The 24,664-nt window shown below is 63.2% G+C and carries 24 protein-coding genes; 11 read left to right on the plus strand and 13 right to left on the minus strand.

Annotated elements, in window-relative coordinates; translation table 11 throughout:
- Positions 1 to 128: 128 nt before the first annotated feature.
- Both ACYHH6_RS00840 and ACYHH6_RS00845 read right to left on the minus strand, forming a co-directional pair.
- On the minus strand, positions 129 to 590 hold the full coding sequence (locus tag ACYHH6_RS00840; RefSeq protein WP_352585316.1) for a L,D-transpeptidase: 462 nt from the start codon (positions 588 to 590) through the stop codon (positions 129 to 131).
- A gap of 308 nt (positions 591 to 898) precedes the next feature.
- On the minus strand, positions 899 to 1,321 hold the full coding sequence (locus ACYHH6_RS00845; RefSeq protein ID WP_352585314.1) for a hypothetical protein: 423 nt from the start codon (positions 1,319 to 1,321) through the stop codon (positions 899 to 901).
- Here ACYHH6_RS00845 and ACYHH6_RS00850 point away from each other — a divergent pair.
- Entirely contained in the window at positions 1,299 to 1,469 is a 171-nt protein-coding gene (locus ACYHH6_RS00850) for a hypothetical protein (RefSeq protein ID WP_352585312.1), read from the plus strand. The two genes, ACYHH6_RS00845 and ACYHH6_RS00850, sit on opposite strands and share 23 nt — an antisense overlap.
- 71 nt (positions 1,470 to 1,540) lie before the next feature.
- Here ACYHH6_RS00850 and ACYHH6_RS00855 read toward each other — a convergent pair whose 3' ends face one another.
- Complete coding sequence (locus tag ACYHH6_RS00855) at positions 1,541 to 2,245, minus strand: winged helix-turn-helix domain-containing protein (RefSeq protein WP_112559478.1); 705 nt, start codon at positions 2,243 to 2,245, stop codon at positions 1,541 to 1,543.
- Between the two features lie 45 nt (positions 2,246 to 2,290).
- On the opposite strand from ACYHH6_RS00855, the gene ACYHH6_RS00860 reads away from it, so the two are divergent.
- Positions 2,291 to 3,067, plus strand: coding sequence for a response regulator (locus tag ACYHH6_RS00860; protein WP_203279116.1), 777 nt, complete (start codon positions 2,291 to 2,293; stop codon positions 3,065 to 3,067).
- A gap of 116 nt (positions 3,068 to 3,183) precedes the next feature.
- On the plus strand, positions 3,184 to 5,271 hold the full coding sequence (locus tag ACYHH6_RS00865; RefSeq protein WP_352585310.1) for a PAS domain S-box protein: 2,088 nt from the start codon (positions 3,184 to 3,186) through the stop codon (positions 5,269 to 5,271).
- Positions 5,272 to 5,505: 234 nt separating this feature from the next.
- On the opposite strand, the gene ACYHH6_RS00870 is transcribed toward ACYHH6_RS00865, so the two are convergent.
- Complete coding sequence (locus tag ACYHH6_RS00870) at positions 5,506 to 5,886, minus strand: hypothetical protein (RefSeq protein WP_192259380.1); 381 nt, start codon at positions 5,884 to 5,886, stop codon at positions 5,506 to 5,508.
- Between the two features lie 515 nt (positions 5,887 to 6,401).
- Between ACYHH6_RS00870 and ACYHH6_RS00875 the strand changes: the two genes are divergently transcribed.
- Positions 6,402 to 7,604, plus strand: coding sequence for an aromatic ring-hydroxylating oxygenase subunit alpha (locus ACYHH6_RS00875; RefSeq protein ID WP_352585308.1), 1,203 nt, complete (start codon positions 6,402 to 6,404; stop codon positions 7,602 to 7,604).
- A gap of 49 nt (positions 7,605 to 7,653) precedes the next feature.
- Here the strand turns inward: ACYHH6_RS00875 and ACYHH6_RS00880 are convergent, their stop codons facing one another.
- A complete protein-coding gene (locus ACYHH6_RS00880; protein WP_352585307.1) occupies positions 7,654 to 9,066 on the minus strand; it encodes an aminotransferase in 1,413 nt (470 codons plus the stop codon).
- Between the two features lie 316 nt (positions 9,067 to 9,382).
- On the opposite strand from ACYHH6_RS00880, the gene ACYHH6_RS00885 reads away from it, so the two are divergent.
- The 3 genes from ACYHH6_RS00885 to ACYHH6_RS00895 are packed head-to-tail and all read left to right on the plus strand — an operon-like array spanning position 9,383 to position 12,247.
- Positions 9,383 to 10,300 (plus strand): ABC transporter permease, encoded by a 918-nt coding sequence (locus tag ACYHH6_RS00885; protein WP_352585305.1) that lies wholly within the window; start codon positions 9,383 to 9,385, stop codon positions 10,298 to 10,300.
- Positions 10,297 to 11,121, plus strand: a complete 825-nt coding sequence (locus ACYHH6_RS00890; protein ID WP_352585303.1) for an ABC transporter permease — start codon at positions 10,297 to 10,299, stop codon at positions 11,119 to 11,121. The genes ACYHH6_RS00885 and ACYHH6_RS00890 overlap by 4 nt, the downstream gene beginning before the upstream one ends.
- 52 nt (positions 11,122 to 11,173) lie before the next feature.
- Complete coding sequence (locus ACYHH6_RS00895) at positions 11,174 to 12,247, plus strand: ABC transporter ATP-binding protein (RefSeq protein ID WP_352585302.1); 1,074 nt, start codon at positions 11,174 to 11,176, stop codon at positions 12,245 to 12,247.
- Here ACYHH6_RS00895 and ACYHH6_RS00900 read toward each other — a convergent pair.
- The 5 genes from ACYHH6_RS00900 to ACYHH6_RS00920 all read right to left on the minus strand — a co-directional run bounded on the left by ACYHH6_RS00900 (position 12,211) and on the right by ACYHH6_RS00920 (position 17,336).
- The gene (locus tag ACYHH6_RS00900; RefSeq protein WP_352585300.1) at positions 12,211 to 13,521 is read right to left on the minus strand and encodes a flavin monoamine oxidase family protein; all 1,311 of its coding nucleotides are present in this window, start codon (positions 13,519 to 13,521) and stop codon (positions 12,211 to 12,213) included. The two genes, ACYHH6_RS00895 and ACYHH6_RS00900, sit on opposite strands and share 37 nt — an antisense overlap.
- Complete coding sequence (locus tag ACYHH6_RS00905) at positions 13,518 to 14,594, minus strand: extracellular solute-binding protein (RefSeq protein ID WP_352585299.1); 1,077 nt, start codon at positions 14,592 to 14,594, stop codon at positions 13,518 to 13,520. The genes ACYHH6_RS00900 and ACYHH6_RS00905 overlap by 4 nt, the downstream gene beginning before the upstream one ends.
- Before the next feature lie 116 nt (positions 14,595 to 14,710).
- On the minus strand, positions 14,711 to 15,793 hold the full coding sequence (locus ACYHH6_RS00910) for an ABC transporter substrate-binding protein (RefSeq protein WP_352585297.1): 1,083 nt from the start codon (positions 15,791 to 15,793) through the stop codon (positions 14,711 to 14,713).
- Positions 15,794 to 15,848: 55 nt separating this feature from the next.
- A complete protein-coding gene (gene betI / locus ACYHH6_RS00915; RefSeq protein ID WP_352585296.1) occupies positions 15,849 to 16,514 on the minus strand; it encodes a transcriptional regulator BetI in 666 nt (221 codons plus the stop codon).
- A 27-nt stretch (positions 16,515 to 16,541) separates the two neighbouring features.
- On the minus strand, positions 16,542 to 17,336 hold the full coding sequence (locus tag ACYHH6_RS00920; RefSeq protein ID WP_352585294.1) for a class I SAM-dependent methyltransferase: 795 nt from the start codon (positions 17,334 to 17,336) through the stop codon (positions 16,542 to 16,544).
- A gap of 255 nt (positions 17,337 to 17,591) precedes the next feature.
- Here ACYHH6_RS00920 and ACYHH6_RS00925 point away from each other — a divergent pair, with 255 nt between their 5' ends.
- The 4 genes from ACYHH6_RS00925 to ACYHH6_RS00940 all read left to right on the plus strand — a co-directional run bounded on the left by ACYHH6_RS00925 (position 17,592) and on the right by ACYHH6_RS00940 (position 22,461).
- A complete protein-coding gene (locus ACYHH6_RS00925) occupies positions 17,592 to 19,211 on the plus strand; it encodes a phytoene desaturase family protein (protein ID WP_352585292.1) in 1,620 nt (539 codons plus the stop codon).
- The gene (locus tag ACYHH6_RS00930) at positions 19,198 to 20,763 is read left to right on the plus strand and encodes a phytoene desaturase family protein (protein WP_352585290.1); all 1,566 of its coding nucleotides are present in this window, start codon (positions 19,198 to 19,200) and stop codon (positions 20,761 to 20,763) included. Before ACYHH6_RS00925 ends, ACYHH6_RS00930 begins: the two co-directional genes overlap by 14 nt.
- A gap of 211 nt (positions 20,764 to 20,974) precedes the next feature.
- On the plus strand, positions 20,975 to 22,210 hold the full coding sequence (locus ACYHH6_RS00935) for an aminomethyl transferase family protein (protein ID WP_352585288.1): 1,236 nt from the start codon (positions 20,975 to 20,977) through the stop codon (positions 22,208 to 22,210).
- 2 nt (positions 22,211 to 22,212) lie between these two features.
- Positions 22,213 to 22,461 (plus strand): hypothetical protein, encoded by a 249-nt coding sequence (locus ACYHH6_RS00940; RefSeq protein WP_352585287.1) that lies wholly within the window; start codon positions 22,213 to 22,215, stop codon positions 22,459 to 22,461.
- Here the strand turns inward: ACYHH6_RS00940 and ACYHH6_RS00945 are convergent.
- From ACYHH6_RS00945 to ACYHH6_RS00955, 3 genes are all read right to left on the minus strand, one after another.
- Complete coding sequence (locus ACYHH6_RS00945; protein WP_352585285.1) at positions 22,458 to 23,516, minus strand: dipeptidase; 1,059 nt, start codon at positions 23,514 to 23,516, stop codon at positions 22,458 to 22,460. The genes ACYHH6_RS00940 and ACYHH6_RS00945 overlap by 4 nt on opposite strands.
- Positions 23,517 to 23,739: 223 nt before the next feature.
- The gene (locus ACYHH6_RS00950) at positions 23,740 to 24,039 is read right to left on the minus strand and encodes a GNAT family N-acetyltransferase (protein ID WP_192259367.1); all 300 of its coding nucleotides are present in this window, start codon (positions 24,037 to 24,039) and stop codon (positions 23,740 to 23,742) included.
- Complete coding sequence (locus ACYHH6_RS00955) at positions 24,032 to 24,664, minus strand: alpha/beta hydrolase (RefSeq protein ID WP_352585283.1); 633 nt, start codon at positions 24,662 to 24,664, stop codon at positions 24,032 to 24,034. Before ACYHH6_RS00955 ends, ACYHH6_RS00950 begins: the two co-directional genes overlap by 8 nt.

A 24,664-nucleotide genomic window follows, 5' to 3' on the forward strand; every position in this document is an offset into this window, starting at 1 on the left:
GAACAAACAAAGAGGCCGGAAAAATCCGGCCTCTTTTTTGACTGGATTGATTACCGCGAAGCTCAACGAAGCTTCAGGCGGGAGCTCGCTGTGCAGCTGCGCCGCACGACCGCTCCAACCGCAGTCTGCTACTTGACGATGACGATGCTGGTGTTGGTCGGGCCGAAGGTTTCAACCAGCTGGTAGAAGTCGGCGGCATTGTCGGGATGCAGCCGCACGCAACCATGCGACGCCGGCTGTCCCAGCCGCTTGATGGCGTTGGTCGCATGCACGGCGTAGCCGCCGCTGAAGAACACCGAATGCGGCATCGGCGCGTTATCGTATTTCTTCGAGTACCACATCTCATGCATGCGGGTCGGCTTGAACGAGCCGGTCGGCGTGACATGCGCCCTGTCGCCGGTCGAGACCTTCCAGGCGAAGGTCGGCCGGCCGTCGACCAGCACTTCCATGGTCTGCTGCGACAGCGAAACACGTGCCACGATCTGGTTTGCCGCAGCATGGGCGGCGCTGTTGGCGGCGCCAAGCAGGATTGCGGCGCCTGCAGCGGCGACGGTGACGTTGATGAGTTTGGCGGAAATGGCTCTGTACATGATGGCTCCCCTTTTGCCGGCCCGGCCGGCGTCAATTCGATGACCGCTTATCCCTGCGTCATGTTTCAGGCTGACTTCGCTTGATGCTCGTTTTTGTTTCGAATCTGTTTCCTCTGGTTAACAAGCAAGGCGGGCAAGGGAGAAGCCAACGAGGAGCGTCCCGCCCGTCCTGCGCACTCCGGCTGTGGCCAGGCCGCCAAACGAAGGCGCGGATATCCTTATATGAAAGAGGTTTGACTTCGCTCGAAACCCACTTGCAACAAAGCGCGGCCCGGGCGGCATGATCTGGTTACAGGCCAACCGCACAGTCATCCCAACGAGAACAGCCGGCGCCAAACGAAAATGAGCATCAGATCGACCACCCTGTCCTGGCTTTTCAGGATCAGCATTGCCGCATTTGTTGTCGGCGGCATCGGCACAATAGCCGGCACCCCGATGACGAAACTGGCGGTCATGAATTCGGGTGAGGTTTCGACACTGCATGCCGCGCTGTTCATAGCCTTGGTCTGGATTGTCTCCAGTCTGCGCATCAGCCGCCTCAAGGCCTTCTGGCGGGTCGGCCTTGGGTTGAAGTGGATGCGCGGCCCCTCCGGCAACTTGCTGCCGAGAGGACCGAAGGCCCGCGCCGCAGCGGGGGGCTCCGTGGGCGGCGCGGGCACTTCGGGTTTATCCTGAAGCACCCGCGGTTTTTGATTTTGGGGGATACCGATGAAGACGAAATCTGCTGCCACGGTGCTTTCGGCACTGCTCTACGCACAGGGCTTGCTCGGCTTTGCCGGTCTCGCCACAGTTCTCCTGAGGGACCGCGCGCAGGCTTCCAGCGACATCGTGGTCGCCAGCGAATTGCCGTCGGGACCATCGCTTCTGGTGGTGCGCTGACGCCTATGCATGCCGCCCAAAATTGCGCAGCGGTTTTGGGCGAGCCGCGTAACAATCCAGCCTTACTGCTCTCAATCGGCGCGCTGCGTCGGCGGGTCGAACCGGTAACCGGCGCCGCGTATGGTGATGATGGTTTCGGTGTCGAGCTTGCGGCGCAGCCGCACGATGCGCGAATCGATCGAGCGGTCGAAGGCATCGGCATTTTCGGCCGGCGCCGCCGCAATGATGTCGTCGCGCGTCAGCACCTTGCGCGGGCTGGCCAGAAACAGCCTCAGCAGCGCCACCTGACCCGGCGACAGCTGCTCTTCCGCACCCGAGCGGTGCATGACGATGGCCGACCGCAAATCGACGGTGGCATTTTCCAGTACGATCAGTTCCTGGGCAGACCTGCCGCGTCGCGTCAGCAGGCCGCCAATGCGCGCGGCAAGCTCCCGGACATTGAGCGGGCTTTCAACGACGTCGGCGGCGCCAAGCTCGAGCGCCAGCACCTTGTCGACCAGATCGGCCGGTCGGCAGATCAGGATGAAATCGGGCCCGGCCTTCCCGTCCACGCTCTTGCCGCCGCCATAACGCCTGAGCAGGTCCCGCCCCTCCGCCTGGCTGACGCTGTCACCGACGATGACGACGTCTATGCCTCCGGCCGAGAGCAGGGATTCGGCTTCCCAGGGCTGCCGCGCCTCGCGCACGTCATGGCCACGCCGGTCGAGATGGTCGGCGAGATCGCCGGCCACCACATCGGCGACGGAAACCAGCGCGATGACGGATCGTGCAGCCATATTTTCTTCCCCTGCCCCTGCAACCGGATATGAGTGCTGGACATCATGTTTATACCCAATCTACTTTCTGCTGAAAGCGGGAGCGAGGCCATAGTGCGGGCACGAATTGTCATCGTCGAGGACGAGCCCGATCTCAGGGACGCGGTCGCCGAGTATCTCGGCGCCAATGGTTACGATGTGACCCAGGTCGGAAGCGCTGCCGAGGCGCGCACCTTGCTGGAGACCGAAGCGTTCAACCTGGCCATCCTCGACATCGCCATGCCCGGCGAGGATGGCCTGTCGCTCGGCCGCTGGCTGCGCTCGAAAATGCCGATCGGCATCATCTATGCCACGGCTGCCGGCACCGCGCTCGACCGCATTGTCGGGCTGGAGCTTGGCGCCGACGACTACATCGTCAAGCCCTATGAATTGCGTGAGGTGCTGGCCCGTGTCCGCTCCGTGCTGCGTCGGGTTCCGCAACCGAGCCCGCCGCAGGCCGCGAAGGCGCAAGCCGATGGCGGGCGCCGGCTGAGCTTCGGTCAATTCCAGGCTGACCTCGACGGCAGGCTTGTCACCGGCGCCAACGGCACCGTCATCGACATGGCCAAGAGCGAGTTCGACGTGCTGGAGGTTTTCCTGACCCGTGCCAACCGGCTGTTGACGCGGGCGGCGATCTCCGAGGCGATCGGCTTCGTCGAAGACCCGGAATCGTCGCGTGCGGTCGACATCCGCATCATGCGGCTGCGCAAGAAGATCGAAGCCGACCCGGCCAATCCAAAATTTTTGCGCACGGTGCGCGGCGAAGGCTATATCTTCTCGCTGCCGACCGGCGACGGACACTAGCAATTCCAGGAAAAGTGCGTAGCGGTTTTCCGTCCGGAATTGCGTCGGAACAAAGAGATGGAACGGGTGCACCGTTCTAGAGCCCTGCCACCCACGGCCCTGTATAGATGGCTGACATGACCGCTGACCCAGCACGCATGGACCTGAAGGGCGTTCGCCAGGGCGCGGCGATGGCGGCCGTGCGTGTCGTGCGCCGGCTGCGCGAAGCCGGCGACTGGCAGCGCGAGATGGACACCATCCTGGAGACGCTGTGCGTCGCCATGCACTGCCAGCGCGGCATCCTGTTCAGGCTGCGCGAGCTGCCCGGCCAGGGTTTTGCCCAGTCGGTCGCCGCCTACTGGATCGACCCGCGCTTCGGCGGCGAGCTGGCCTCACCGACAGTGATCATGCAATCGATCGTCGACAACGACCCGCTGCTTGAGCGGGTTGCGGAGGACGAACGGCAAGGCAAGATCTTCGCCGGCCACACGCGCAACCTCGACGGTTTCCTCAGGAGCGATTTCGAAAAGCAGCACATCAAATCGTTCCTGTCGGTGTCGGTGTTCGCCCACGGCCATCTGTGGGGCACGCTTGCGGTCAATGACTGCGTCAATGAGCGTGAGTGGACCGATGAGGAAGAGGCGGCGCTGCACATCATCGCGCTTGCCATCGGCGACGCCATTGAGCGGTCGCCGTCGGATGCCCACGCCAGCGAAGTCATCCGCCGCACCATGCTGCAGGCATCGCTCGACGCCATCATCGTCATCGACGAGACCGGCTCGATCATCGAATTCAATCCGGCCGCTGAAAAGATGTTCGGCTTCCAGCGCAGCGACATTCTCGGCAAGGACCTGCTCGATACGGTGGTGCCGGAATATTATCGCAAGGGCTATGTCTCGGGGGCCGAGTACATGTCTGGCCGCGGCGCGCCGATGGTCGGCCAGCGGCTGGAGACGGTAACCCAGAATGCGGCCGGCGAGGTGTTTCCCATCGAGCTGACCGCGACCGAGATGCGGGTTGCCGACCGCCACCTCATCTTCGGCTCGATCCGCGACCTGCGCGACAAACTGCGCGCCGAGGAAGAGATCAACCGCCAACGCGAGAAACTGCACCAGAACGAGAAGATGGCGGCGATGGGTTCGCTGCTGGCCGGCGTTTCGCACGAGCTCAATAACCCGCTCGCCGTGGTCGTCGCGCAGTCGACGCTGCTGCATGAATTCGCCACCGACCCGCAGACCAAGGTGCGCGCCGAAAAAGTACGCGCCGCCGCCGAGCGCTGCGGCCGCATCGTCAAGAGCTTCCTGTCGATGGTGCGCCTGCATCCGGCGGCCCAGGCCGAGACCGATCTCAACCAGGTGATCCGCGCCGCACTCGAAGTGACAGCCTATGGCGCGCGCTCGAGCGGCATCATCATCGACACCGATTTCGCGCCCGGCCCGCTGCTGGCGATGGCCGATGCCGACCACGTGACGCAGGTGGCCGCCAATTTCCTGATCAACTCCCAGCATGCTCTGGCCGGCATTGGCGGCGACCGCCTGATCAAGGTGCGGACATTCCGCAGCGACCGCGGCAATCCCGGCTTTTCGGTCGAGGACAATGGACCGGGCATTCCTGAGGCGATCCGCGGCCGCATCTTCGAATCCTATTTCACCACCAAGCCGGTTGGCGTCGGCACCGGCATCGGCCTGTCGATCTCGAAGTCGATCATCGAGCGGCACAATGGCAATGTCTGGTTCGAGGAGGTGCTGCCGCGCGGCGCGCGCTTTGTCGTCCAGCTGCCAGCGATCAGCAGCGGTGCGGCCACGGTCGGCGACAGCCCGGCCCGTTCGAGCGGCTTGCGCCACGCACTGATCATCGACGACGAACCCGACGTCGCCGGCTCGCTCTCCGACATTCTGGAATTGATGGGCATCAAATCGCGGATCGTGCCGGTCTGGACATCGGCGGCGACAACCCTGAGTGACCACATGCCACCCGACATCGTCTTTTCCGACCTGCGCATGCCCGGCATCAGCGGCATCGCCATCTACCGCGAGCTGTTGGCCGAGCAATCGGCGCTCGCCAAACGCTTCGTGCTGGTCACCGGCGACCTGATCGGCGCCAAGGCCGAGATCGAAGCCTTGCCGGCGCAGCAGCGGCCGCAGATCCTGGAAAAGCCGTTCTCGACGCTCGACGTCCGCGGCGTCCTCTCGGCAATAGCCGACCAGGTCGCCGCCGCCGGCTGATTTTTTCTTCCGAAGCCGAGGGTCTACCGAGATTCGGGTCAGGCCGAGCCGAGAACGGTGGACGCCGAGAACCGAAGCGGAGCGTACTTAAAGTACGTGAGCACCGGAAGCGCAGGCGGCCATCGTTCGCAGGCCGGCCTCACCCGAATATCGATAGGCCCGGAAAAAAGAGGCTCCCGACCGGCAGGACCGTCGGGAGCCAAGAAAGAGCGCGGGAGGAAGCGCTCGGGAGGTTCAAAAAACGTTGGGTGTCGTGGTCAGCGGCGCGGCGTTGGCGATCATGCGGATGGCACGCGCCTTGTGCACGCCGGACTGGGCGGCGATGACGCGCAGGCACTCCGCGCTCTCGGCGCCCCAGGCCTGGCCCTTGCAGGCAAAATCGATTTCCGGCACCGGCAGCCGGGCGGTCTTGATGGTGGTCGGCGCGCCATCGACGACATTGGCCGGCGGGTTGAGCGATGCGAAGGCCGGACCGGAAGCCGGCGTCAGGAACAGGACGGCAAGCGCGCAGGCGCCCAGCATCGAGAACATCACGACCGGATGGTCGCTGGCGCGCTGGCGCAGTGCCAGTTTGGCGCGCCGTTCATTGCTGGCGATCTCGGCTTTCGTATACATGTTGCTCCCCTTCGATTTCTTATGAAACGAACTTAACCGCGCCTGGTAACGGGCGAATGATGCGCTTGGCTTGCCCGCGTAACAGGTTTGAAACAAGAAATTCGGGCATGTCCGGGCAAATCCGGTCATGTGCCGACGGCAGGGTTCGTTTGCGGTGCTGTTTCATGCGCGCAATCAAAACGTTGACGACAGGCGGGCCGTGAATGCAGCAAATCCTACTGCTGGCCAGTCAAACTATGAACAAGCTCACACTGCGGATTGAATTTGCGACGGCAGGCATTTTTTCATCTCCGGACAGGGCCGCTTTTTTCGGTCCGGCGCGTCCAAATCCGTATGCGAGACGGCCATTTCACGACCTGGGCTAACGCCCGGATTTTCCGGGATTTTCTTCGATCGAGCCGGCTCCGAGCTGGCTCGACTACACCATCGAGAAACCTCCGGATTTCCACAAGCCATTGCATTTCAATGCAAAATGTGATTTTATTGAATGAGTATTCAACAAAAAAGAGCTTTCCATGAACCCGCACCTCCGTGACGTGGCGATCCCCAATGATTGGGACCGGCGGGGCCTGCCGGGCTGGGCTTATCATTCCGACGCGCTTCTCGAACTCGAGAAGGAATACGTCTTCCGAAATCATTGGCAGATCGCCGGCCATATCTCCGACGTGCCGAATGCCGGCGACTATTTGACCATAGACGTGGTCGGCGAGCGGGCGCTGATCGTGCGCGGCAAGGATGGCGTCGTGCGCGCCTTCAACAATATGTGCCGGCATCGCGGCAGCCGCGTCGTCGCCGACAGCCAGGGCACCTGCAAGAACGCGCTGGTCTGCCCGTTCCATGGCTGGGTCTACAATCTCGACGGCACGCTGCGCGGCGCCGCCCGCCCGCGCTCCTTCCCCGAACTCGACAAGACCGAATTCGGCCTGATGCCGCTCGACCTCGAAGTCTGGATGGGCTTTATCTTCATCCGCTTTCGCAAGGGCGGCCCACAGCCTTCGGTGGCCGAACTGCTGAAGCCGATCGAAGCAGAGATGACTCACTACAATGTGGCCGAGATGGTGCCGTCCTGGGGTATCTGGACGCAGAAGTCGCCGGTTAACTGGAAGTCGGTGCGCGACGTCGACAACGAAGGCTACCACGTCGCCATGGCGCATCCGGCGCTGCAGGATCTCTACGGTGCGACCTATTTCGACGAGCCGTTCATCAACGGCGTGTCGCGCTCCTTCGCCACCTACAATCCGCATGCCGGAAGGCGCTGGAGCGTGCGCGAATACATCAAGCTTGCGCCCGATGCGTCGCATCTGCCGGAGCATCTGCGCAGGGCCTGGATCTATTACGGCATCTTCCCCAACAACGCGCTGTCGATCATGCCGGAATCGGTGCAGTTCTATCAGGAGTTCCCGCTGTCGACCGGGCAGACGCTGCTGCGCGGCGCCATCTATCGCTACCCCGACGAGACGCGCGAACAGGCCGCGGCCCGCTATCTCGCCTATCGCATCGACCGCGACACCATGAACGAGGATGTGCAGCTTTCCGTCTGGTCGAACGAGTCGATGATTTCAGACGCCTTCGAGGGTTTTTATCTCTCCGACCTCGAATATGGCGTGCGCACCCACCACGACCATCTGCGCAAGCAGATTCCGGTTCTGGGCCTGGAGACGGCACCTGAGGAAAAGGACATGTGGTCGCTGAACGACGCGCTGAGGTCGCGGGGGTAGCGCGGCGACGGAATTGCCAATCTCCCCCCTCGTGGGGGAGATTAGCCTATCACCCCTGCCAAACCCCTTCTTTCCTCAGATCATCCATCGTCCGCGAAATGCCTTCACGCAGGATCGCCACCATGTCGTCGATCTGCGCGCGCGTAATGATCAGCGGCGGCGACATCACGCACATGTTGATCAGCGGCCGCACCAAAAGGCCGAGTTCATGGCAGTGCGCGTCGATGCGTTTGCCGACATCCTTGTCGAGCTGCAGCGGATCCTTGCTTTCGCGGTCGGCGACGCATTCGACGCAGCCCATCAGCCCCATGCCGCGGACTTCGCCGACCAGCGGCAGTTCCTCCAGCGTCTTCAGCTGCGCCTGGAAATAGGGCGCGACATCGCGCGTATGGGCAAGCACGCTGTCTTCAAGAATGTCGAGGTTCTTCAGCGCCACCGCGCAGCCGATCGGATGGCTGGTGTAGGTCAGGCCATGGCCGAACAGCGCGTCGGGATGGTTGGAGCGGCGCATTTCCTGAAGCAGCCGCTCCGAGATGATGACGCCGCCGAGCGGGAAATAGCCTGAGGTGACGCCCTTGGCGAAGGTGATCATGTCGGGGTCGATGCCGAACGCATCGCCGGAGGCAAAGACATGACCGAGCCGGCCGAAGCCGGTCACCACCTCGTCGGAGATATAGAGGATGTCGTTGTCCCTGCAGATCTCGCGGATGCGCTTGAGATAGCCATCCGGCGGCACGATGACGCCACCCGATGCCTGGACCGGCTCGCCGACGAAAGCGCCGATCTTCTCAGGCCCGACGCGGGCGACCGTGTCGCGGAACTGATCGACCAGGAAATTGGTGAAGGCGGCGATATCAATGCCTTTCGGCCGCCGGAACGGGTCGGGCGAGGACAGTTTGACCACCAGATCGTCGGCGCCGTCCATCCAGTCGCGGTCGCGCGGCCGGCCATTGAGCGAGGCCGACAGATAGGTCGAGCCGTGATAGGCGCCGCCGCGGCTGAGGATCAGCTTCTTTTCCGGCCGTCCGCGCACATTGTTGTAGAACTGCATGAAACGCAGCGCCGTCTCGACAGCCGACGAACCGCCGGTGGTGAAGAAGGTATGGCTGAGATCGCCCGGCGCATGATCGGCAATGCGCTTGGCGAGTTCGGCCGAGGGCGCATTCATCGTGTACCAGGGCGTGTTGTAGGACAGCATCATCGCCTGGTCGTACATCACCTTGGCCAGTTCCTCGCGGCGGTGGCCGACATTGATGCACCACATGCCGGCCGGTCCGTCGATCAGCCGCTTGCCTGTCACATCGGTGATGTAGATGCCGTCGCCTTCGCCGATCAGCGCGCGTGCTTCATTGCCGACCGAGCCGGCATATGGCCAGGGCTGGACCAGATGGCGCTTGGCGAGCTCTACCGCATCGTCGTCACCAGCCATCTCCATCGCTCTTAGGTCTCTTGCAGCCGCCATCATTGCCTCGCAGGTCTGGACCGTAATTTTCGCCGGACACGAAACGAAGCGCCAAGCCTTGAAAAGCGGGCTTTCTTCACTTCATTTTGAATGTCCGTTCAATCAATATTACAGAAATAGCGCTTGATTTCAATCCACGGATGCGCTCATGATGAAAGAAAGCCGGCAAGCTTGGAGCGCGGCCAGCAAAAGCGGTCATAGGCTTTGGTTCGATCGCGCTCCGCAAAAATTGGGAACAGGCAGCCGGCCCGGTCAATGGGAGTCGCATGGCGGGACAATTCGAGCCAGCAACCGAGATCGCGCCCGGAGCGCTGCAATGACAGCAGCTGCCGAAGGGTCGCCCGTATTCGGCATGACGCGGGCCAGGCGAAACGCCCTTCTGCAGTCCGAATCCGCTCAGGGCTTTGCCCTGATCAGCCCGACCTTCGTCTACGCTTTGATCCTGCTTGTGCTGCCGATCATGGTGGTGCTCGCCCATTCGTTCTGGACGCAGCACTACCTCACCATCGACCACACGTTCACGCTGGAAAATTACCGCATCGCGTTGACCGAGCCGATCTATCGCGATCTCCTCTGGCGCTCGCTCTACATCTCGCTGACGGTAAGCTTCTTCACCGTCATCCTCGCCTATCCCATCGCCTATTTCATCTCGTTCCACGGCGGCCGCCACAAGAGCCTGTGGCTGTTCCTGATCACCATCCCGTTCTGGACCAGCTATCTGCTGCGCGTGATGTCGTGGAAGGTGATCCTCGGCTATAATGGCGTGCTGAATTCCGGCCTGATGGGCCTCGGCATCATCGACGAGCCGTCGACAGCACTGCTCTACAATTCCAGCGCCGTCATCATCACGCTGACCCATGCCTGGGCGGCCTTCGCCATCCTGCCGATCTTCGTCTCGCTGGAGAAGGTCGACCGCACGCTGGTCGAGGCGGCCACCGATCTCGGCGACGGCCCGCTGCGCTCCTTCCTGCGGGTGACGCTGCCGCTGTCGGCGCCGGGCGTCATTTCGGCGGCACTCATCGTCATGATCCCGACGGTCGGCGATTACGTCACCCCGAAGCTTGTCGGCGGCAAGGACGGCGTGATGATCGCCAATGCCATCCAGGCGCAGTTCGGCAAGGCCGCCAACTGGCCGCTCGGCGCGGCACTTTCGGTCACCACCATGCTGGTCGTGTCGCTGATGGCGGGCGCCACGGTGCTCATCATCCGCGCCATTCAGAGGCTGGCGCGATGATGTCGATGCGGCGCCTCTTTGCCGGCGGCTGGCTGACCGCCTACGCCTTCCTCTACATCGTCTTTCTCTATCTGCCCGTAATCTTCCTGCCTATCTTCTCGATCAACACCGCGCCGACGCCGAAGTTTCCGCTCACCGGCTATACGTTGAAGTGGTACCAAGACCTGCCCAAGACGCCGGCACTGCTTGATGCCGCCTGGAACAGCCTGATCGTCGGTGTCTCGGCATCGGTGCTGGCGACGCTGCTCGGTATCCTCGCCGCCCGTTCCATTACCCGCTACCGCTATCCCGGCCGCCGCACCATCAACGGCCTGATCATGGCGCCGCTGGTGCTGCCGGAAATCATCCTCGCCATCTCCATGCTGCTGGTCATGCTGCAACTAGGCCTCAGCCTGTCGCTGTTCACCGTCGTGCTCGGCCATGTCCTGATCTGTATTCCCTATTCGATGACGGTGCTGACCGCAGGCTTCGAGGGGTTCGACCGCAGCCTCGAGGAAGCCTCGGCCGATCTCGGCGAGAGCGCCTTCGGCACCTTCCGGCGAGTGACGCTGCCGATGGTGGCGCCGGCGATCATTTCCAGCCTGCTCGTCTGCTTCACCATCTCGCTCGACGAGTTCGTCATCGCCTTCTTCCTCACCGGAACCGAGACGACGCTGCCGATCTACATCTGGGGCCAGCTGCGCTTTGCCGCCAAGCTGCCGGGCGTGCTGGCGCTGGGCACGCTGCTCTTGGTCGCATCCTTTGTCTTGATGACCGTTGCCGAGATCCTGCGCCGCCGTGCGGCCAGGCGCACCCAAAACGAGGGAGGCCTCTATGCCTGAGCCAACCCAGGCCGAACGGCCCCAATCTGATCGATCCCAAACTGACCGAGCGATGATCGAGATCCGCAGCGTCACCCGCAGCTACGGCGCCTTCAAGGCGCTCGACGACGCGACACTGACCATCCGGGAAGGCGAGTTCTTTTCGCTGCTCGGCCCCTCCGGCTGCGGCAAGACAACGCTGCTGCGCATGATTGCCGGTTTCGACAACCCGACCAGCGGTTCGATCTCGGTCGGCGGCCAGTCGATGGAAGGCATCCCGGCCAACCGCCGGCCGACCAACATGGTGTTCCAGAGCTATGCCATCTTCCCGCATCTCAATGTCGAGCAGAACGTCGCCTATGGGCTGAAACGGCTGAAGCTGGGCGGAACGGAAGAAAAGCGCCGCGTCGAGGAGGCGCTGGCGCAGGTCTCGCTGACAGGCCTCGGCAAGCGTCTTGGCACCGAGCTTTCCGGCGGCCAGCGCCAACGCGTGGCGCTCGCCCGCGCGCTGGTGATGCGGCCCAAGGTGCTGCTGCTCGACGAGCCCCTGTCGGCGCTGGACAAGAAGCTGCGCGAGCAGATGCAGGTCGAGCTGCGCCGGCTGCAGCAGGCGGTCGGCATCACCTTCGTGCTCGTCACCCACGACCAGTATGAGGCGCTCGCAATGTCCGACCGCATCGCGGTGATGTTCGGCGGCAAGATCGCGCAGGTCGCCTCGCCCAAGGAAATCTACCAGCGGCCGGTCAACCGCCAGGTCGCCGACTTCCTCGGCGGCATGAATTTCGTCAAGGCTGAGATCGTCGAGGAGAACGCCGCCTCGCTGGTCGTCGACACACTGGGCTTCGGCCGCGTCAGGACCGACAAGCCGAAGGCTTTCGTGCGCAATGGCGGCCGCGCCACGCTGGGCATCAGGCCGGAGCGCCTGCGTGTGCTGTGGGACAATGCGACGGCCAAATTCGAGGTCGCCGGCAAGGTGGTCGAGCGCCATTATTTTGGCGAGATCACCCATCTGATCGTCGAGATACCCGGATTGGAAAGGCCGCTGTCGGTCACCGAGACCAATGATTTCGGCGCCGATGACATCCCGGTCGGCACCTCAATCCGCCTCGCCTACGATCCCGAGGCATTGGTGGCTATGGCGGACTGAAGCTCGGTTACGATCTCTTTGGCAGCGATGCGCCCCATCACGATCGCACCCTCGACATAGCCCGGAAAGGACGGCGACAGTTCCGATGATGCGAAATGGACAGGAGCCGCGCCGGCAAGGATCGTGCACTCGGCATCCCGTGCCGTCACATCGACAATGAGGTCGCTGTAGGCGCCGCCGCTCCAGCGGTCTTGGATCCAGTCGCGCTGGCTGAAATCGATAATGTCGGCCGCGTCCGGACCAAGGGCGCTCACCAGCCTTGCCGTTACTTCCACGCGCAGCGAAGCATCGTCGAGTGGGCGCCAGCGCAGTGCCAACGGGCCGCCGACGAAGACGACGAGTGCGGCGTGGTCGATATCCTTGCTGGCGTCACAGGCGAACAGGCCCGGCAAATCGCGCCACATCACCATGCCGCACAGATCGCGATCGCGCCAGAACGGCTTGGGATAGCGCACCAGGATCTTGATCACCGCGCCGCTTTCCCAGACGCCAAGCGCCTTCTCGAGGACCGACGGCAAGGCCGGCGCGAAATCGAGCTTCGCGGCCGTTGCCGGCGGAAGCGCGACCAGCACTTTTCGCGCCTCTATGACGCTACCGGCCGAGACGACACGAACGCCATGCGGCCCGTGCTCGACGCGCATAACGGGTTCGTTGAGCCGCACCCGGTCGCCGAGATCGCCAGCCAGATCCTCGGCCAGCGACTGCATGGTCTCGCGCAAGGAATATTGCAGCTCAGGCACCTCGTTGGTGATGCGCCGGTCGTTGTCGATCAGGTGCCACAGCGGCACTCTGTCCATCGCCAGGCACCACAGGCCTTCGATCATCGACCGGAAAGCCGTCTTGGCGTCAGTGGGATCAGGCTGATGTTCAAGCCAGGTGGCAACGCTCATGCCGGCGATCGCAGGGTCGTCCGGCTCGATCGCATTCATGCGCTCGCGGATCGCCATCGCGCCGTAATAGGTCCGCTCGGCCTGTTCGACCGACAGCGACGGATGGGTGATGAAATCGCCATCCACATAGGTCTCGACGAAGGCCTTGCCGCGGGCCGCCGCCAGCGCCGTCACCTCCGGCATGTCTTCGCAGAAAAACTGACCGCCGCTGTCGATCCGTTCGCCAAGCCCGTTGCGAACCGCTTCGACCCTGCCGCCGACACGGTCGCGCGCTTCGAGCAGCACGAAATCGATGCCGGCCTTTCTCAGCACAAGCGCGGCCGACAGGCCAGTGAAACCGGCGCCGACGATGACGACGTCGGTTCTTTCAGTCTTGTCGCTCAATAGCCGGCCTTGATCTTCTCGAATTCCGTGACCATGCGCTGCTTGAGCTCGGGCGGCACTGGTTGCTGGAACAGCGTCTTGTCGAGGAACTTGTCGAGATTGTCGAAGCCGCGGTCGATCAGCACCTGATGGTCGATCGCCGCCATGCCGGCGCTGTTGCCGTGACCGTAACCGAAGGTCTTGACCAGATAGTCGGACACGGCATGCGCGTTGACCGCACTGAGGAAATCATAGGCCTGGTCGAGCTTGCCCGGCGCGTCCTTCATCAGCACATAGCCGCACACCCAGGTCGATATGCCTTCCTTGGTGTCGCGGTTCATCGCGATTGGCATGCCTTGGCCCTTGAGCGTCACGAAGGTCTCGTTCCAGCCCCAGACGAGGTCGACCTCATTGCCCGTAAAGGCCTGGTTGAGATCGGTGTCGTCGGTCCAGTAGAAGCGGACATTCTTGTGCACGTCGCGCAGGAAGGCGGACGCCTCCTGGAACTGCGCGTCGGTCATCTTGGTCCAGTCCTTGAGGCCGACGACCAGGCTTGCCAGCGCATAGGCATCGTCGACATTGTCGCCGATGGTGACGCGGCCCTTGAATTTAGGATCGGCAAAAATCCTCAGCGACCGCGCCTCCTCAGCCGTCACCTTGTCGGTGCGGTAGAGCAGCGAGGTGTTGCCCCAGTCGAACGGCATGAACCAGGCCTTGCCGTCGGCGGTGACGGCGAGATCCTTCATCGCCATGATGCCGGGATTGAGGTCCTTCCAGCCGGCGATCCTGGAGGTGTCGAGCGGCTGCAGGATGCCGGCCGCACGCCATTTGGCCACGCTTTGCGAGCAGGGGTGGGCGATGTCGGCCTTGAAGCCGGCCCGCATCTTCTCGAAGGCCTCGTCCTCGTCGCCGAAGAAAGCGAAAGTCGGCTCGGCGCCGTATTTGGCGGTGTAGTCGGGATGCAGCAGCGGATCCTCATAACCCGACCAGTCGAACACGACGAGGTCGCCACCGCCCTCGGCATAAGCCAGCACGGCGCCGGCGCCCAATGCGAAGGCGCCGGCAAGGGCAAGGCGGCGAAGCATGGAAGTCATGGTGCGAAACTCCTCATCGCTAAAAAGCAGCCGGGCGACGTTACGGAATTTCAGCGACCTTGGCGAGACCGTCTGCCCGCTGAGCGGCGGGCAGACGGATGAGGCCGGACGGGGCTTTAGTAGCCCGCTTTGATCTTCTCGAACTCGGCGATCATCTTGAGCTTGAGGTCGGAGGGCAGAGGCGACTGGAACAGGGTCTTGTCGACAAATTTCTGCACGTCGTCATAGCCCTTTTCCTTCAGGATCGCCTGGTCGACACCAGCCATGCCCTTGGCGTTGGCCTGGCCATAACCCCAGTCCTTGACCAGCACCTTGGCCGTCTCCGGATCGTTGACGGCGTTCAGATAGTCATAGGCCTTGTCGATGTTGCCGGGTGCGTCCTTGAACAGCACATAGCCACAGACCCAGGTCGAAATGCCTTCAGCCGTGTCCTTCCTGGACTTGATCGGCACGCCGGCCGCCACGGACTGGACCGTCGCGTCGTTCCACGCCCAGGCGAGATCAACCTCACCGCCGGAGAGGAGTTGCACGATATCGGTGGTGTCGGCCCAATAGGAGCGGACATTCTTGTGCACCTGGCGCAGGAAGTCGGAAGCCTGCTTGAACTGGTCATCCGTCATCTTGGTCCAGTCCTTCAGCCCGATGGCAAGGCTGGCCAGCGCATAGGCGTCGTCGACATTGTCGCCGATCGAGACCCGGCCCTTGAACTTGGGATCGGCGAAGGCCTTTAGCGACTGCACCTCCTTCGCGTCGATCTTGTCGGAGTTGTAGGTGACCTGGGTATTTCCCCAATCCCAGGGCATGAACCACGCCTTGCCATCCGAGGTAGTCGCCAGATCCTTCATCGCCATGATGCCGGGATTGAGGTCTTTCCAGCCCGTGATCTTCGAGGTGTCGAGCGGCTGCAGCAGCCCAGCTTCACGCCACTTTGTCACGCTCTGCGAACAGGGATGGCCGAGATCGGCCTTGAAGCCGGAGCGCACCTTCTCGAAGGCTTCGTCCTCGTCGCCGAAAAAAGCGAAGGTCGGCGAGTCGCCGTTCTTCTCGACATATTTCGGGTGGAAGCTCGGATCCTCATAGCCGGACCAGTCGAACACGATCAAGTCCTTGTCGGCGGCAACCGCTAGCGCTGCGGCCGAAGCCGCAAGCGTTGCCGTCAGCGCCAATGTCAGCGTCAGACGTCTGGTTAGTCTTTTCATTGCTGTTCCATCCTCTCTTGTCGTTGCGTCGCCGGCTCGACTGGCCGGCTTCTGGTTATCCGTAGTGCTTGGGGAAGGCCGCCGCGAGGAACGCGTTCGCCGCTTGCAGCGCGGTTTCGCGCGTGGTGTCTTCGGTTCCCATCATCAGCCGCAGCCATAGACCTTCCAGCATGGCCGACAGCGCCAGCGCCATGACCTGCGGCTCATAGCCGTAGCCGCCGCTCTCTTTGAGCGTCGCGCAAAGATCGATGAAGACCTGCTGGTAATACGCGTCGCGGGAACTGCTCAGCGCCTGATAGACCGGCCGCGACTTGGCCTCGCCCCAGAAGGCGAGCCAGGCGGCGAGCTTGCGCTTGTTGCAGATCGAGCGGTCGAAGTCGGCCCAAACCAGCACCTGCAATTGGCGGGCCGGATCATCACCGGCTTTCTGCAGGGCAGCACGCCAATGTGCCGAATACTCGTCATACATATACTGCAGCGTGGCGATCAGCAGCTTCTCCTTGCTCTCGAAATGAAAGTTGACGATGCCGCGCGACAAGCCGGCGCCATCGGCGACATCGGCCATTGTTGTCTCCGCGTAGCCGCGCTTGGCCAGCGAATCGATGGTCGCCTCGATCAGCTGCTGCTGCCTGACCTCCTTCGACGCCTTGCGGCCGCGTTTTTCCGGTTCGGTTTTTTCAGACGTGCCGGAGGATCGCTCTTCGCGCGCTGCAGCTTTCATCGGTGCCGTCATGCTCCACATTGCCGGCTATCCCACCATAGCCGGCTTCCACCCGCGAAGATGAGTGGGACGGTGCTCACCACTGTCAAGCACCTTCTGCATGGCTTCCCAGGTTCGTATGTTCTTGTCGACATAGGCCGCCCCGACCGCGGTCGCCGCCGTCTGGTAGAGCGGGCCTTTCAGCCTTTCCAGCTCGCCGCGCGCGACCTCGCGATACCAGGGATTGCGGTCCTTGACGACCACATCGGCAAAGCCGGCGCGCTGCATCGCCTGCGCATAGCGCGCCGGTGACGCCATGGCGAAGGACAGGCCCTCAGCTGCGACATAGGCCTTCATGTCAGGTGACGGTTCGCCGTCATGGCCGATCAACCAGTCGGAGGCGGCAAAGACGCCGCCCTGTTTCAGGATGCGAAAAATCTCGGCAAACAGCGCGTCCTTGTCGGGCACATGCAAAAGCGCATCCTTGGAGAAGACGACATCGAACGAAGCATCGGCAAAAGGCAGCGGCCCCGGCGGCGCCTGGATGAAGCTTGCGCGGTCTGAAAGCTCGCGCGCGGCGGCGCGCTTCCTGGCCGCCTCGATCACCGGCCGCTCGATGTCGAAGCCGGTGGCATGGGCAGCGCCGTGGCGCTCGACCAGATGCAACGCGATGCCGCCTGAGCCGCAGCCAATATCGAGAATGGTCTTGCCCTTGAGCCCTTCGATCACCCGGTCGACCTCATCAGGTCCGCCCGGCGACAGATAACCCTCGCCCCACAGCGCCTCGAGGAAGCGGATGGCGGTGTCGTCATATTCCGGCTCGGCATCTGCCGCTTCGATCATCGAACCTCGGTCCCGTCAGCCGAATTCAACACGTTCGATTGCCGGCAAAACGTAGCGCATACCAAAGAAAACGCAAGACCATTTGTTGAACATTCATTCAATATGGCTGGACAAAATGGCGGCTGCCATGCCAAATTCCGCGCATTCGGGAACAGACCACGCAAAAAATGAACAGCGGATCGCCTACGCAATTCCAGGAAAAGTGTGAGCGGTTTTCCGTCCGGAATTGCGAAAAAGAGAGAAGACTGAGGCAGAATGAAAGCTTGGGATGCGATCATCATCGGCGGCGGACACAATGGCCTGGTCAACGCCTGCTACCTGCAGCGCGCCGGGCTCGACGTGCTGGTGGTGGAGAAGAACGACTGGGTCGGCGGCGCCGCCACCAGCCGCGAGCTGACGCCGGGTTTCCTCTATTCCAACTGCTCCTATGTCTGCTCGCTGTTTCGTCCCGAGATCATGCGCGACCTGGAACTGCCGCGCTTCGGCCTGCAGGTCATCTCCTACGAAGGCGGCGCCGTATTCACCCGCGACGGCGACTACCTCGCCAACTACCGCGACCATGACGCCCACCGGCGCGAATTCGCCCGCTTCTCCAAGCGCGACGCCGAAGCCTACGATCGCTATTCGCGCGACGTGACGCGGCAGTGCCGCTTCATCCAGCCGCTGCTGATGCGCACCGCCCCTGACCCGACCAGTTTTCGGCCACGCGACCTCGGCGAACTTCTCTATCTCGGCAAGAAATTCGCCGGCCTGTCGGCCGAGGAAATGGCGCTGACGCTGCGCTTCTGGACCATGTCGATCTCGGAATTCCTCGACGAGTATTTCGAGACCGACGTCATCAAGGCGAACTTCGCTCTGTCCGGCATCATCGGCACCGCGCTCGGGCCGATGTCGCCCGGCACGGCCTATGTGCTGCTGCACCACTATATGGGCGAGGTCGACGGCTCGGTCGGCGCCTGGGGCTATGCACGCGGCGGCATGGGCGCCGTCACCAAGGCGCTCGCCGCCTCCTTTAAGGCGAGCGGCGGCACCATCCGCACCGGCGCCGAGGTTGACCATGTGCTGGTCGGCAGGGGCAAGGCGAAGGGCGTGGTGCTGGCTGGCGGCGAGGAGATTTACGGCAAGCTCGTCGTCTCCAACGCCGACGTCAAACGCACCTTCCTGAAACTGGTCGAGGAAAAGGAACTGCCCGACATCTTCCTGCGCCGGGTCAGGAATTTCAAGATCCGCGGCTCGTCCGGCAAGGTCAACATTGCGCTGGATTCGCTGCCCGAATTCCCGGCGCTGCCGAAGGATTCGCCGGTCTATCGCGGCGACATGCATTTCACCGATTCGATGGAGCGCATGGAGCGCGCCTATGACGACTGGAAGGCCGGGCGCTGGTCGGCCGACCCGTTCCTCGACATGGTTATCCCGACGACGCTCGACCCGACGATGGCGCCGCCCGGCAAGCACTTCATGAGTTGCTTCGTGCAATATGCGCCGCCCAAGGTGAACGGCCGTGACTGGACCGATTCCGACCGCGACGGTTTCGCTGAAAGCGTGATTGCGCAGATCGCCGAATACTCGCCGGGTTTCCGCGACCGCATCGTCCACATGGAGGTGCGCACGCCGCGCGAGATCGAGGCCGAGGTCGGCCTCACCGAAGGCAACATTTTCCAGGGCGAACTGACCTTCGACCAGCTGCTGTTCAACCGTCCGGTGCCGGGCTACGCGCAATACCGCTCGCCGGTCGGCGGGCTCTATATGTGCGGCTCCTCGACCCATCCCGGCGGCGGCGTCATGGGTGCACCCGGCCGCAATGCGGCAGCCGAGATCCTTCGCGACCTCGCCAAATCGACCTCGCATATGAGCCCGGCCCATGACGTCATTTGATGCAATCGTCATTGGCGGCGGCCATAACGGCCTTGTCGCTGCCGCCACGCTGGCGAAGGCAGGCCGCAAGGTATTAGTGCTGGAAGCCGCCGTCGATGTCGGCGGCGCGGCGCGCACCGAGGAGTTTGCGCCGGGCTTTCGTGTCTCCTCGATCGCCCATGTGCTCAACCGCCTGCATCCCGATGTGGTGAAGACACTGGAGTTGGAAAAGCACGGGCTGCAATGCGCGCGCACCGACTTCATGCCGTCCTTTGCCTTGTCGAAGGACGGCCTGCCGCTGGTCCTGCATGGCGCCTATGGCGAAGTGCTGACCGGCTCCACTCCGTCCGAGCAATCCGCCTGGAAGGAATTGCGCGCGCAGTTGCTCCGCTATGCCGGCATATTGAAACCATTCCTCTCCCGCCGCCCGCCCGATCTCGCCGGCATGTCGCTCAAGGAGACGGCGGCGCTCGGCCAGACCGCTCTGGCGTTGAAAAAACTCGGCAAGGAAGACATGCGCGACTTCCTGCGTGTTCTCCTGATGAACGTCGCCGACCTGCTCGACGAGCAGCTTGCCGACACCAGGCTGAAGGGCCTGCTCGCCTTCGACGCCACGCTGGGCAGCCATCTCGGCCCGCGATCGCCGACCTCGCTGCTCGGCCTCTACTATAGGCTGGCCGGCGAGACCGGCGGTGCGGCCGGCGCGCAGATGCTGCCGAAAGGCGGCATGGGCGCGGTCGTCACCGCCATAAGGTCTGCGGCGGAAAAAGCCGGCGTCACCATCCGCACAGCGGCACCCGTGGCCAAGATCATCGTCGAGAATGGCCGCGCCGTCGGCGTCGCGCTGGACAGCGGCGAGATGCTGCACGCCAGAACCATTGTCTCCGCCATCAATCCCGCCACCACCATGCTCGACCTCGTTGGGCCGCGCGAGATCGACACCGGCTTCGTGCGCAAGGTGAAGAACATCCGCATGAAGGGCGATGCGGCGAAGCTCCATCTGGCGCTCGACCGGCCGCCGCAGTTTTCAGGCGTCGACGCCGCCCACCACAAGGGCCGCATGGTCATCGCGCCCTCGCCCGACCATGTCGAGCGCGCCTTCAGCCCGTCGAAATACGGCGAATTCTCTGCCGAACCGGTGATGGAAATCACTCTGCCCTCGCTCTCCGATCCATCGCTCGCACCTGCCGGCGCCTGCGTGCTCTCGGCGGTGGTGCAATATGCGCCCTATGCGCTGAAAGAAGGCTGGGACGCCGGCAAACCAAAATTCCTTAGGGCTGTCATGGCGCAGCTCGAGCCTTATGCGCCAGGCATCGGCACGTCTGTGCTGCACGCCGAGCTTTTGACACCTGCCGATATCGAAGCCCATTGCCGCATGCCGGGCGGCCATTGGCACCACGGCGAATTGCAGGCCGATCAGATGCTGATGTCGCGACCGGTCTCCGGCTGGTCGGGCTACGACACGCCGGTGGAAGGGCTGTTCCTCGCCGGCGCCGGCTCGCATCCGGGTGGCGGTGTTTCAGGTGCGCCGGGCTTGAACGCCGCGAAGCGCATCATCGCGATGAAGGGGTGAGCATGATTTTACAAATCACAAACGGCGCGCTCTACGGCGCCCCCCTCTGTCCTGCCGGACATCTCCCCCACTTGGGTGGAGATCAGCAGCTCGATTTGTCGGCGCCTTTCTTGCAGCGTGGGAGATTGGCGAAATCGCTGGTGAGAGCCAATCTCCCCCCTCGTGGGGGAGATGTCCGGCAGGACAGAGGGGGGCGCGAAGGATCGCTGTCATGAACCATCAGCCCACCATCAAATCATCGAAGGCCCGCAGCATCGCGCAGGGTCATTTCCGCACGCTACGCCTCGGCACGCCGTTCCAGGCGCGCATCGATGCGCTGGCGAAGACCCAGGACTGGTACAACTGGGCCGGCTACCGCGCCCCGCATTCGCTGTGGGACGAAGAGCTCGAATATTTCGCCATTCGCAGCCAGGCTGCTTTGTTCGACATTTCGCCGATGACGAAATACCGCGTCGAGGGCCTGGATGCCGAAGCCTTTCTCGATCGCGTCACGCTGCGCGATGTGACGAAGCTGAAGCCCGGCCGCGTCCACTACACTGCCTGGTGCGATGACGAGGGTTTCGTGCTCGACGACGGCACGCTGTTCCGGCTGTCGCCGACCCGCTTCCGCCTGTGCTCGCAGGAACGGCACCTCCCCTGGCTGCTCGACAGCGCCATTGGCTTCGATGTGGCGGTCGAGGAAGAGACCGAAAGCGTCGCCGGTCTCGCCCTGCAAGGACAAACCTCCTTCGCCGTGCTGCGCGATGCCGGTTTCGCCGGCGTCGAGACGTTGAAAATCTTCGACCTCGCCGAGTTCCCGCATGATGGCGGCACGGTAACCATCTCGCGCACCGGCTTTACCGGCGATCTCGGCTACGAACTGTTCGTACCGGCTGAAAATGCGCTGAGTCTGTGGGACCGGCTGATGACCGCAGGCGAACTGCGAGGCATCCGCGCCATCGGCTATACCGCGCTCAACCGCGCCCGCCTCGAGGCAGGGCTGATCGTCGCCAATGCCGATTTCACCACCGCCGAGCATGCCATTCGCGCCGATCGCCTGCGCATGCCGGATGAGATCGGCCTCGGCTTCATGGTCGATCTGGAAAAGGGTCATTTCAACGGCCGCCGCGCCATCCTCGAAGCCCGCGCCAAGCGCAAGCTGCGCCATGTGCTGGTCGGGCTGGAGATCGAAGGTAACATCCCGGCCGAACACGCCATCGTCTACCACAAGAAAAGCCAGGAGGTAGGCCTGGTCAGCGCCGCCATGTGGTCGCCGATGGCCAAGCGCAACATCGCCATCGCTTCGCTTACGCGGCCCCACGGTGATACGATGGTGGAAGACCTCTGGGTCGAGATCTACGCCATGCGCGAACTGCAGTACCAGAAGCTGATGAAGCGGGCCAAGGTGGTGGCGCGTCCCTTCATAAAACTCGACCGCCGCACCGCCAATCCGCCGGCGGATTTCTGACCATGGTCGATCAACAGGACGATGAGGCGGAAACCGCCGAACAGTGGCAACTGGTCAACACGCCGCTCGGCGAAAAATGGTCGGGCCGCACGCGCTACGCCGCCGCCATGTACTTCTACAAGCGCGGCGAAATGAGCGCCGAGACGCTCGAGGTCTACCGCATCTGCGCGCGGCTGGATTCCGAGAACCCGCTGCCGATCATCAGGGATCGCGGCGCCGGCCAGGACTGGCTGAAGCGCATGGGCGCCTAGCCGATGGTCCTCTCCAGCACATTGAGCCAATTGCGATAAGCGATCTTCTCGATCAGCGCGCGGCCGAAACCGCGCGCGGCGAGCGCATCGATCAGCTTCGGCAGGCCGGCGACGTCGCCGATGACCGCCGGGATCATCGCCCCGTCGAAGTCCGAGCCGAGACCGACACCGTCCTCACCCAGCGCCTGCAGCAGCGAATCGACATGGCGCACCATGATGTCGAGGCTGGTGTCCGAGTTCATCCTGCCGTCGTCGCGCAGGAAGCCGGTGGCGAAATTCAGCCCGACCATGCCGCCGGTCTCGCGGATGGCGCCGAGCTGCCAGTCGGTCAGGTTGCGCGAATGGGTGCAAAGCGCATGCACATTCGAATGGGTGGCGACCAGCGGCGCGTCGCTGAGCGCTGCGACATCGCGAAAGCCTTTTTCGTTGAGATGCGACAGGTCGATCATGATCTTCAGCTGGTTGCAGGCCTTGACCAGCGCCTTGCCGGCATCGGTCAGTCCCGGCCCAGTGTCGGGTGACGAAGGAAAGCGGAACGGCACGCCATGGCCGAAGGCGTTGGGGCGGCTCCAGACGATGCCGAGCGAGCGCAGGCCGGCTTCATAGAGCACATCGAGCAGCGTGAGCTCGGGGTCTATCGCCTCGACGCCTTCGATGTGGAACACCGCCGCGATCGAATCTTTCGCCATCGCCGCGCGAATGTCACCGGCGCTGCGGCAGACGGTCAGCGCTCCCGCCCGCTCCAGCCGAAACAGGATCGACGCCATGCCGATGGTGGAATTGAGCGCTTCAGCACGCGGCAGTTCCGGCGGCAACGGCTCGTTGTCGCTCGGCGCCGGTGGCACCGGAGAGCGTTTGCTTTTCTCGACCGGTGGCGGGAAGATCGCGAACATGCCGCCTGCAAAGCCGCCCTTCCTGGCGCGCGGCAAGTCGATGTGACCGCCCTGCGTTCCCTCGACGAACAGCTTTTCGACGTCTGTGTCCTTCGACTGGTAAAGTCTCAGCAGCGTGTCGTTGTGGCCGTCGAAGACGGGGACGAGATCGGATTCGGTCATCAGGAAGCCATTCGGTCAGTTGGCAGGAGCGGACGAACCGCAGCGAACTGTGTACTTAGGCAAGAAGGCCGAACTGCGCAAATGCCAGAGACGTGTTCGCCTTGTGGCTGAGCGGCTCCGATCCACCTGCCGGGTCCCCGCTGCTTCGCAGCGTCCCGCCGTTCGCCAGCCTTTCATCGTGCCACCGGCACGATGAATTCGCTTCGCGAACCGGCTGCTCACCCTATTGCTTCAGCACATCGGCCCATTCCGGATGGCGGCGGAACTGGGCATTGGCGAAGGGGCAAAGCGGGATGATTTTCTTGCCCGCTGCGCGCGCATCCTCGACGGCGCGGGTGACGAGCCGAAGCCCGGCACCCTGGCCGCGAAACACGTCCGGCACTTCGGTGTGATCGATGATGATCTGGTGCTCGCCGACCTTGGTGAAGGTCATCTCCGCCTCGGCGCCGCCCGGCCCACGCAGGACATAACGGCCCTTCGAGCCGCGGTCCTCCAGTTCGATTTCAGGCAATTGGTCAGGCATTGCTTGCTCCTTCAACCGGCGCGCCAGCGAAAAGCCGCCTTGCCGCTTCGATCTCGTTCGGCTGCACCTCGTGGCCGCCATCGTGCCATTCCACTGTGACATCGGCGCCATCGGCGCGCAAATAGGCTTCCAGCCGCGACGTCAGATTGGGCGGGCAGATCGGGTCGCGCTTGCCGGCGGTGAGCAGGATACGACGGCCGGCAAGGCTGCCTTTCACCTCAGGTTCGAACGGAATCAGCGGATGCATCAGCACCGCCGCATCGAACAGATCCGGCGCAGCGAACATCACGGAAGCCAGTATGTTGGCGCCGTTGGAATAGCCGAGGCCGAGCACGGAAGACGGCTTTGCCGCTTCCACCTGCGCCTTGATGAAGCCGGCCATCTTTGCGGTCGCCCGGCCAAGGTCGTCCATGTCGTAGACACCCTCGCCGGTGCGGCGGAAGAAGCGGGCAGCACCATATTCAGAGACATCGCCGCGCGGCGACACGATGGTCGCCTGGGGCGCAAGGTCGCGCCCCAGCGACAGCAGCTGATTCTCGTCGGCTCCGGTGCCGTGGAAGACGAAGAGCAGCGGACCGCCGGGCGAACCCGGCAGCGCCTTATGAATGTAAGCGTCCTTGCTCAT

This window comes from Mesorhizobium sp. P171375 (genome assembly GCF_057786075.1).

Excerpts from the sequence above, each read along its gene's own strand:
- ACYHH6_RS00925 (WP_352585292.1), top strand. The coding sequence starts at position 17,592 with ATGAAAGCTTGGGATGCGATCATCATCGGCGGCGGACACAATGGCCTG.
- ACYHH6_RS00950 (WP_192259367.1), bottom strand. The coding sequence starts at position 24,039 with ATGCCTGACCAATTGCCTGAAATCGAACTGGAGGACCGCGGCTCGAAG.
- ACYHH6_RS00940 (WP_352585287.1), top strand. The coding sequence starts at position 22,213 with ATGGTCGATCAACAGGACGATGAGGCGGAAACCGCCGAACAGTGGCAA.
- ACYHH6_RS00865 (WP_352585310.1), top strand. The coding sequence starts at position 3,184 with ATGACCGCTGACCCAGCACGCATGGACCTGAAGGGCGTTCGCCAGGGC.
- ACYHH6_RS00905 (WP_352585299.1), bottom strand. The coding sequence starts at position 14,594 with ATGACTTCCATGCTTCGCCGCCTTGCCCTTGCCGGCGCCTTCGCATTG.
- ACYHH6_RS00895 (WP_352585302.1), top strand. The coding sequence starts at position 11,174 with ATGATCGAGATCCGCAGCGTCACCCGCAGCTACGGCGCCTTCAAGGCG.
- ACYHH6_RS00875 (WP_352585308.1), top strand. The coding sequence starts at position 6,402 with ATGAACCCGCACCTCCGTGACGTGGCGATCCCCAATGATTGGGACCGG.
- betI (WP_352585296.1), bottom strand. The coding sequence starts at position 16,514 with ATGAAAGCTGCAGCGCGCGAAGAGCGATCCTCCGGCACGTCTGAAAAA.
- ACYHH6_RS00885 (WP_352585305.1), top strand. The coding sequence starts at position 9,383 with ATGACAGCAGCTGCCGAAGGGTCGCCCGTATTCGGCATGACGCGGGCC.
- ACYHH6_RS00920 (WP_352585294.1), bottom strand. The coding sequence starts at position 17,336 with ATGATCGAAGCGGCAGATGCCGAGCCGGAATATGACGACACCGCCATC.
- ACYHH6_RS00850 (WP_352585312.1), top strand. The coding sequence starts at position 1,299 with ATGAAGACGAAATCTGCTGCCACGGTGCTTTCGGCACTGCTCTACGCA.
- ACYHH6_RS00955 (WP_352585283.1), bottom strand. The coding sequence starts at position 24,664 with ATGAGCAAGGACGCTTACATTCATAAGGCGCTGCCGGGTTCGCCCGGC.
- ACYHH6_RS00860 (WP_203279116.1), top strand. The coding sequence starts at position 2,291 with ATGTTTATACCCAATCTACTTTCTGCTGAAAGCGGGAGCGAGGCCATA.
- ACYHH6_RS00910 (WP_352585297.1), bottom strand. The coding sequence starts at position 15,793 with ATGAAAAGACTAACCAGACGTCTGACGCTGACATTGGCGCTGACGGCA.
- ACYHH6_RS00890 (WP_352585303.1), top strand. The coding sequence starts at position 10,297 with ATGATGTCGATGCGGCGCCTCTTTGCCGGCGGCTGGCTGACCGCCTAC.
- ACYHH6_RS00880 (WP_352585307.1), bottom strand. The coding sequence starts at position 9,066 with ATGGCGGCTGCAAGAGACCTAAGAGCGATGGAGATGGCTGGTGACGAC.
- ACYHH6_RS00840 (WP_352585316.1), bottom strand. The coding sequence starts at position 590 with ATGTACAGAGCCATTTCCGCCAAACTCATCAACGTCACCGTCGCCGCT.
- ACYHH6_RS00935 (WP_352585288.1), top strand. The coding sequence starts at position 20,975 with ATGAACCATCAGCCCACCATCAAATCATCGAAGGCCCGCAGCATCGCG.
- ACYHH6_RS00870 (WP_192259380.1), bottom strand. The coding sequence starts at position 5,886 with ATGTATACGAAAGCCGAGATCGCCAGCAATGAACGGCGCGCCAAACTG.
- ACYHH6_RS00855 (WP_112559478.1), bottom strand. The coding sequence starts at position 2,245 with ATGGCTGCACGATCCGTCATCGCGCTGGTTTCCGTCGCCGATGTGGTG.
- ACYHH6_RS00945 (WP_352585285.1), bottom strand. The coding sequence starts at position 23,516 with ATGACCGAATCCGATCTCGTCCCCGTCTTCGACGGCCACAACGACACG.
- ACYHH6_RS00930 (WP_352585290.1), top strand. The coding sequence starts at position 19,198 with ATGACGTCATTTGATGCAATCGTCATTGGCGGCGGCCATAACGGCCTT.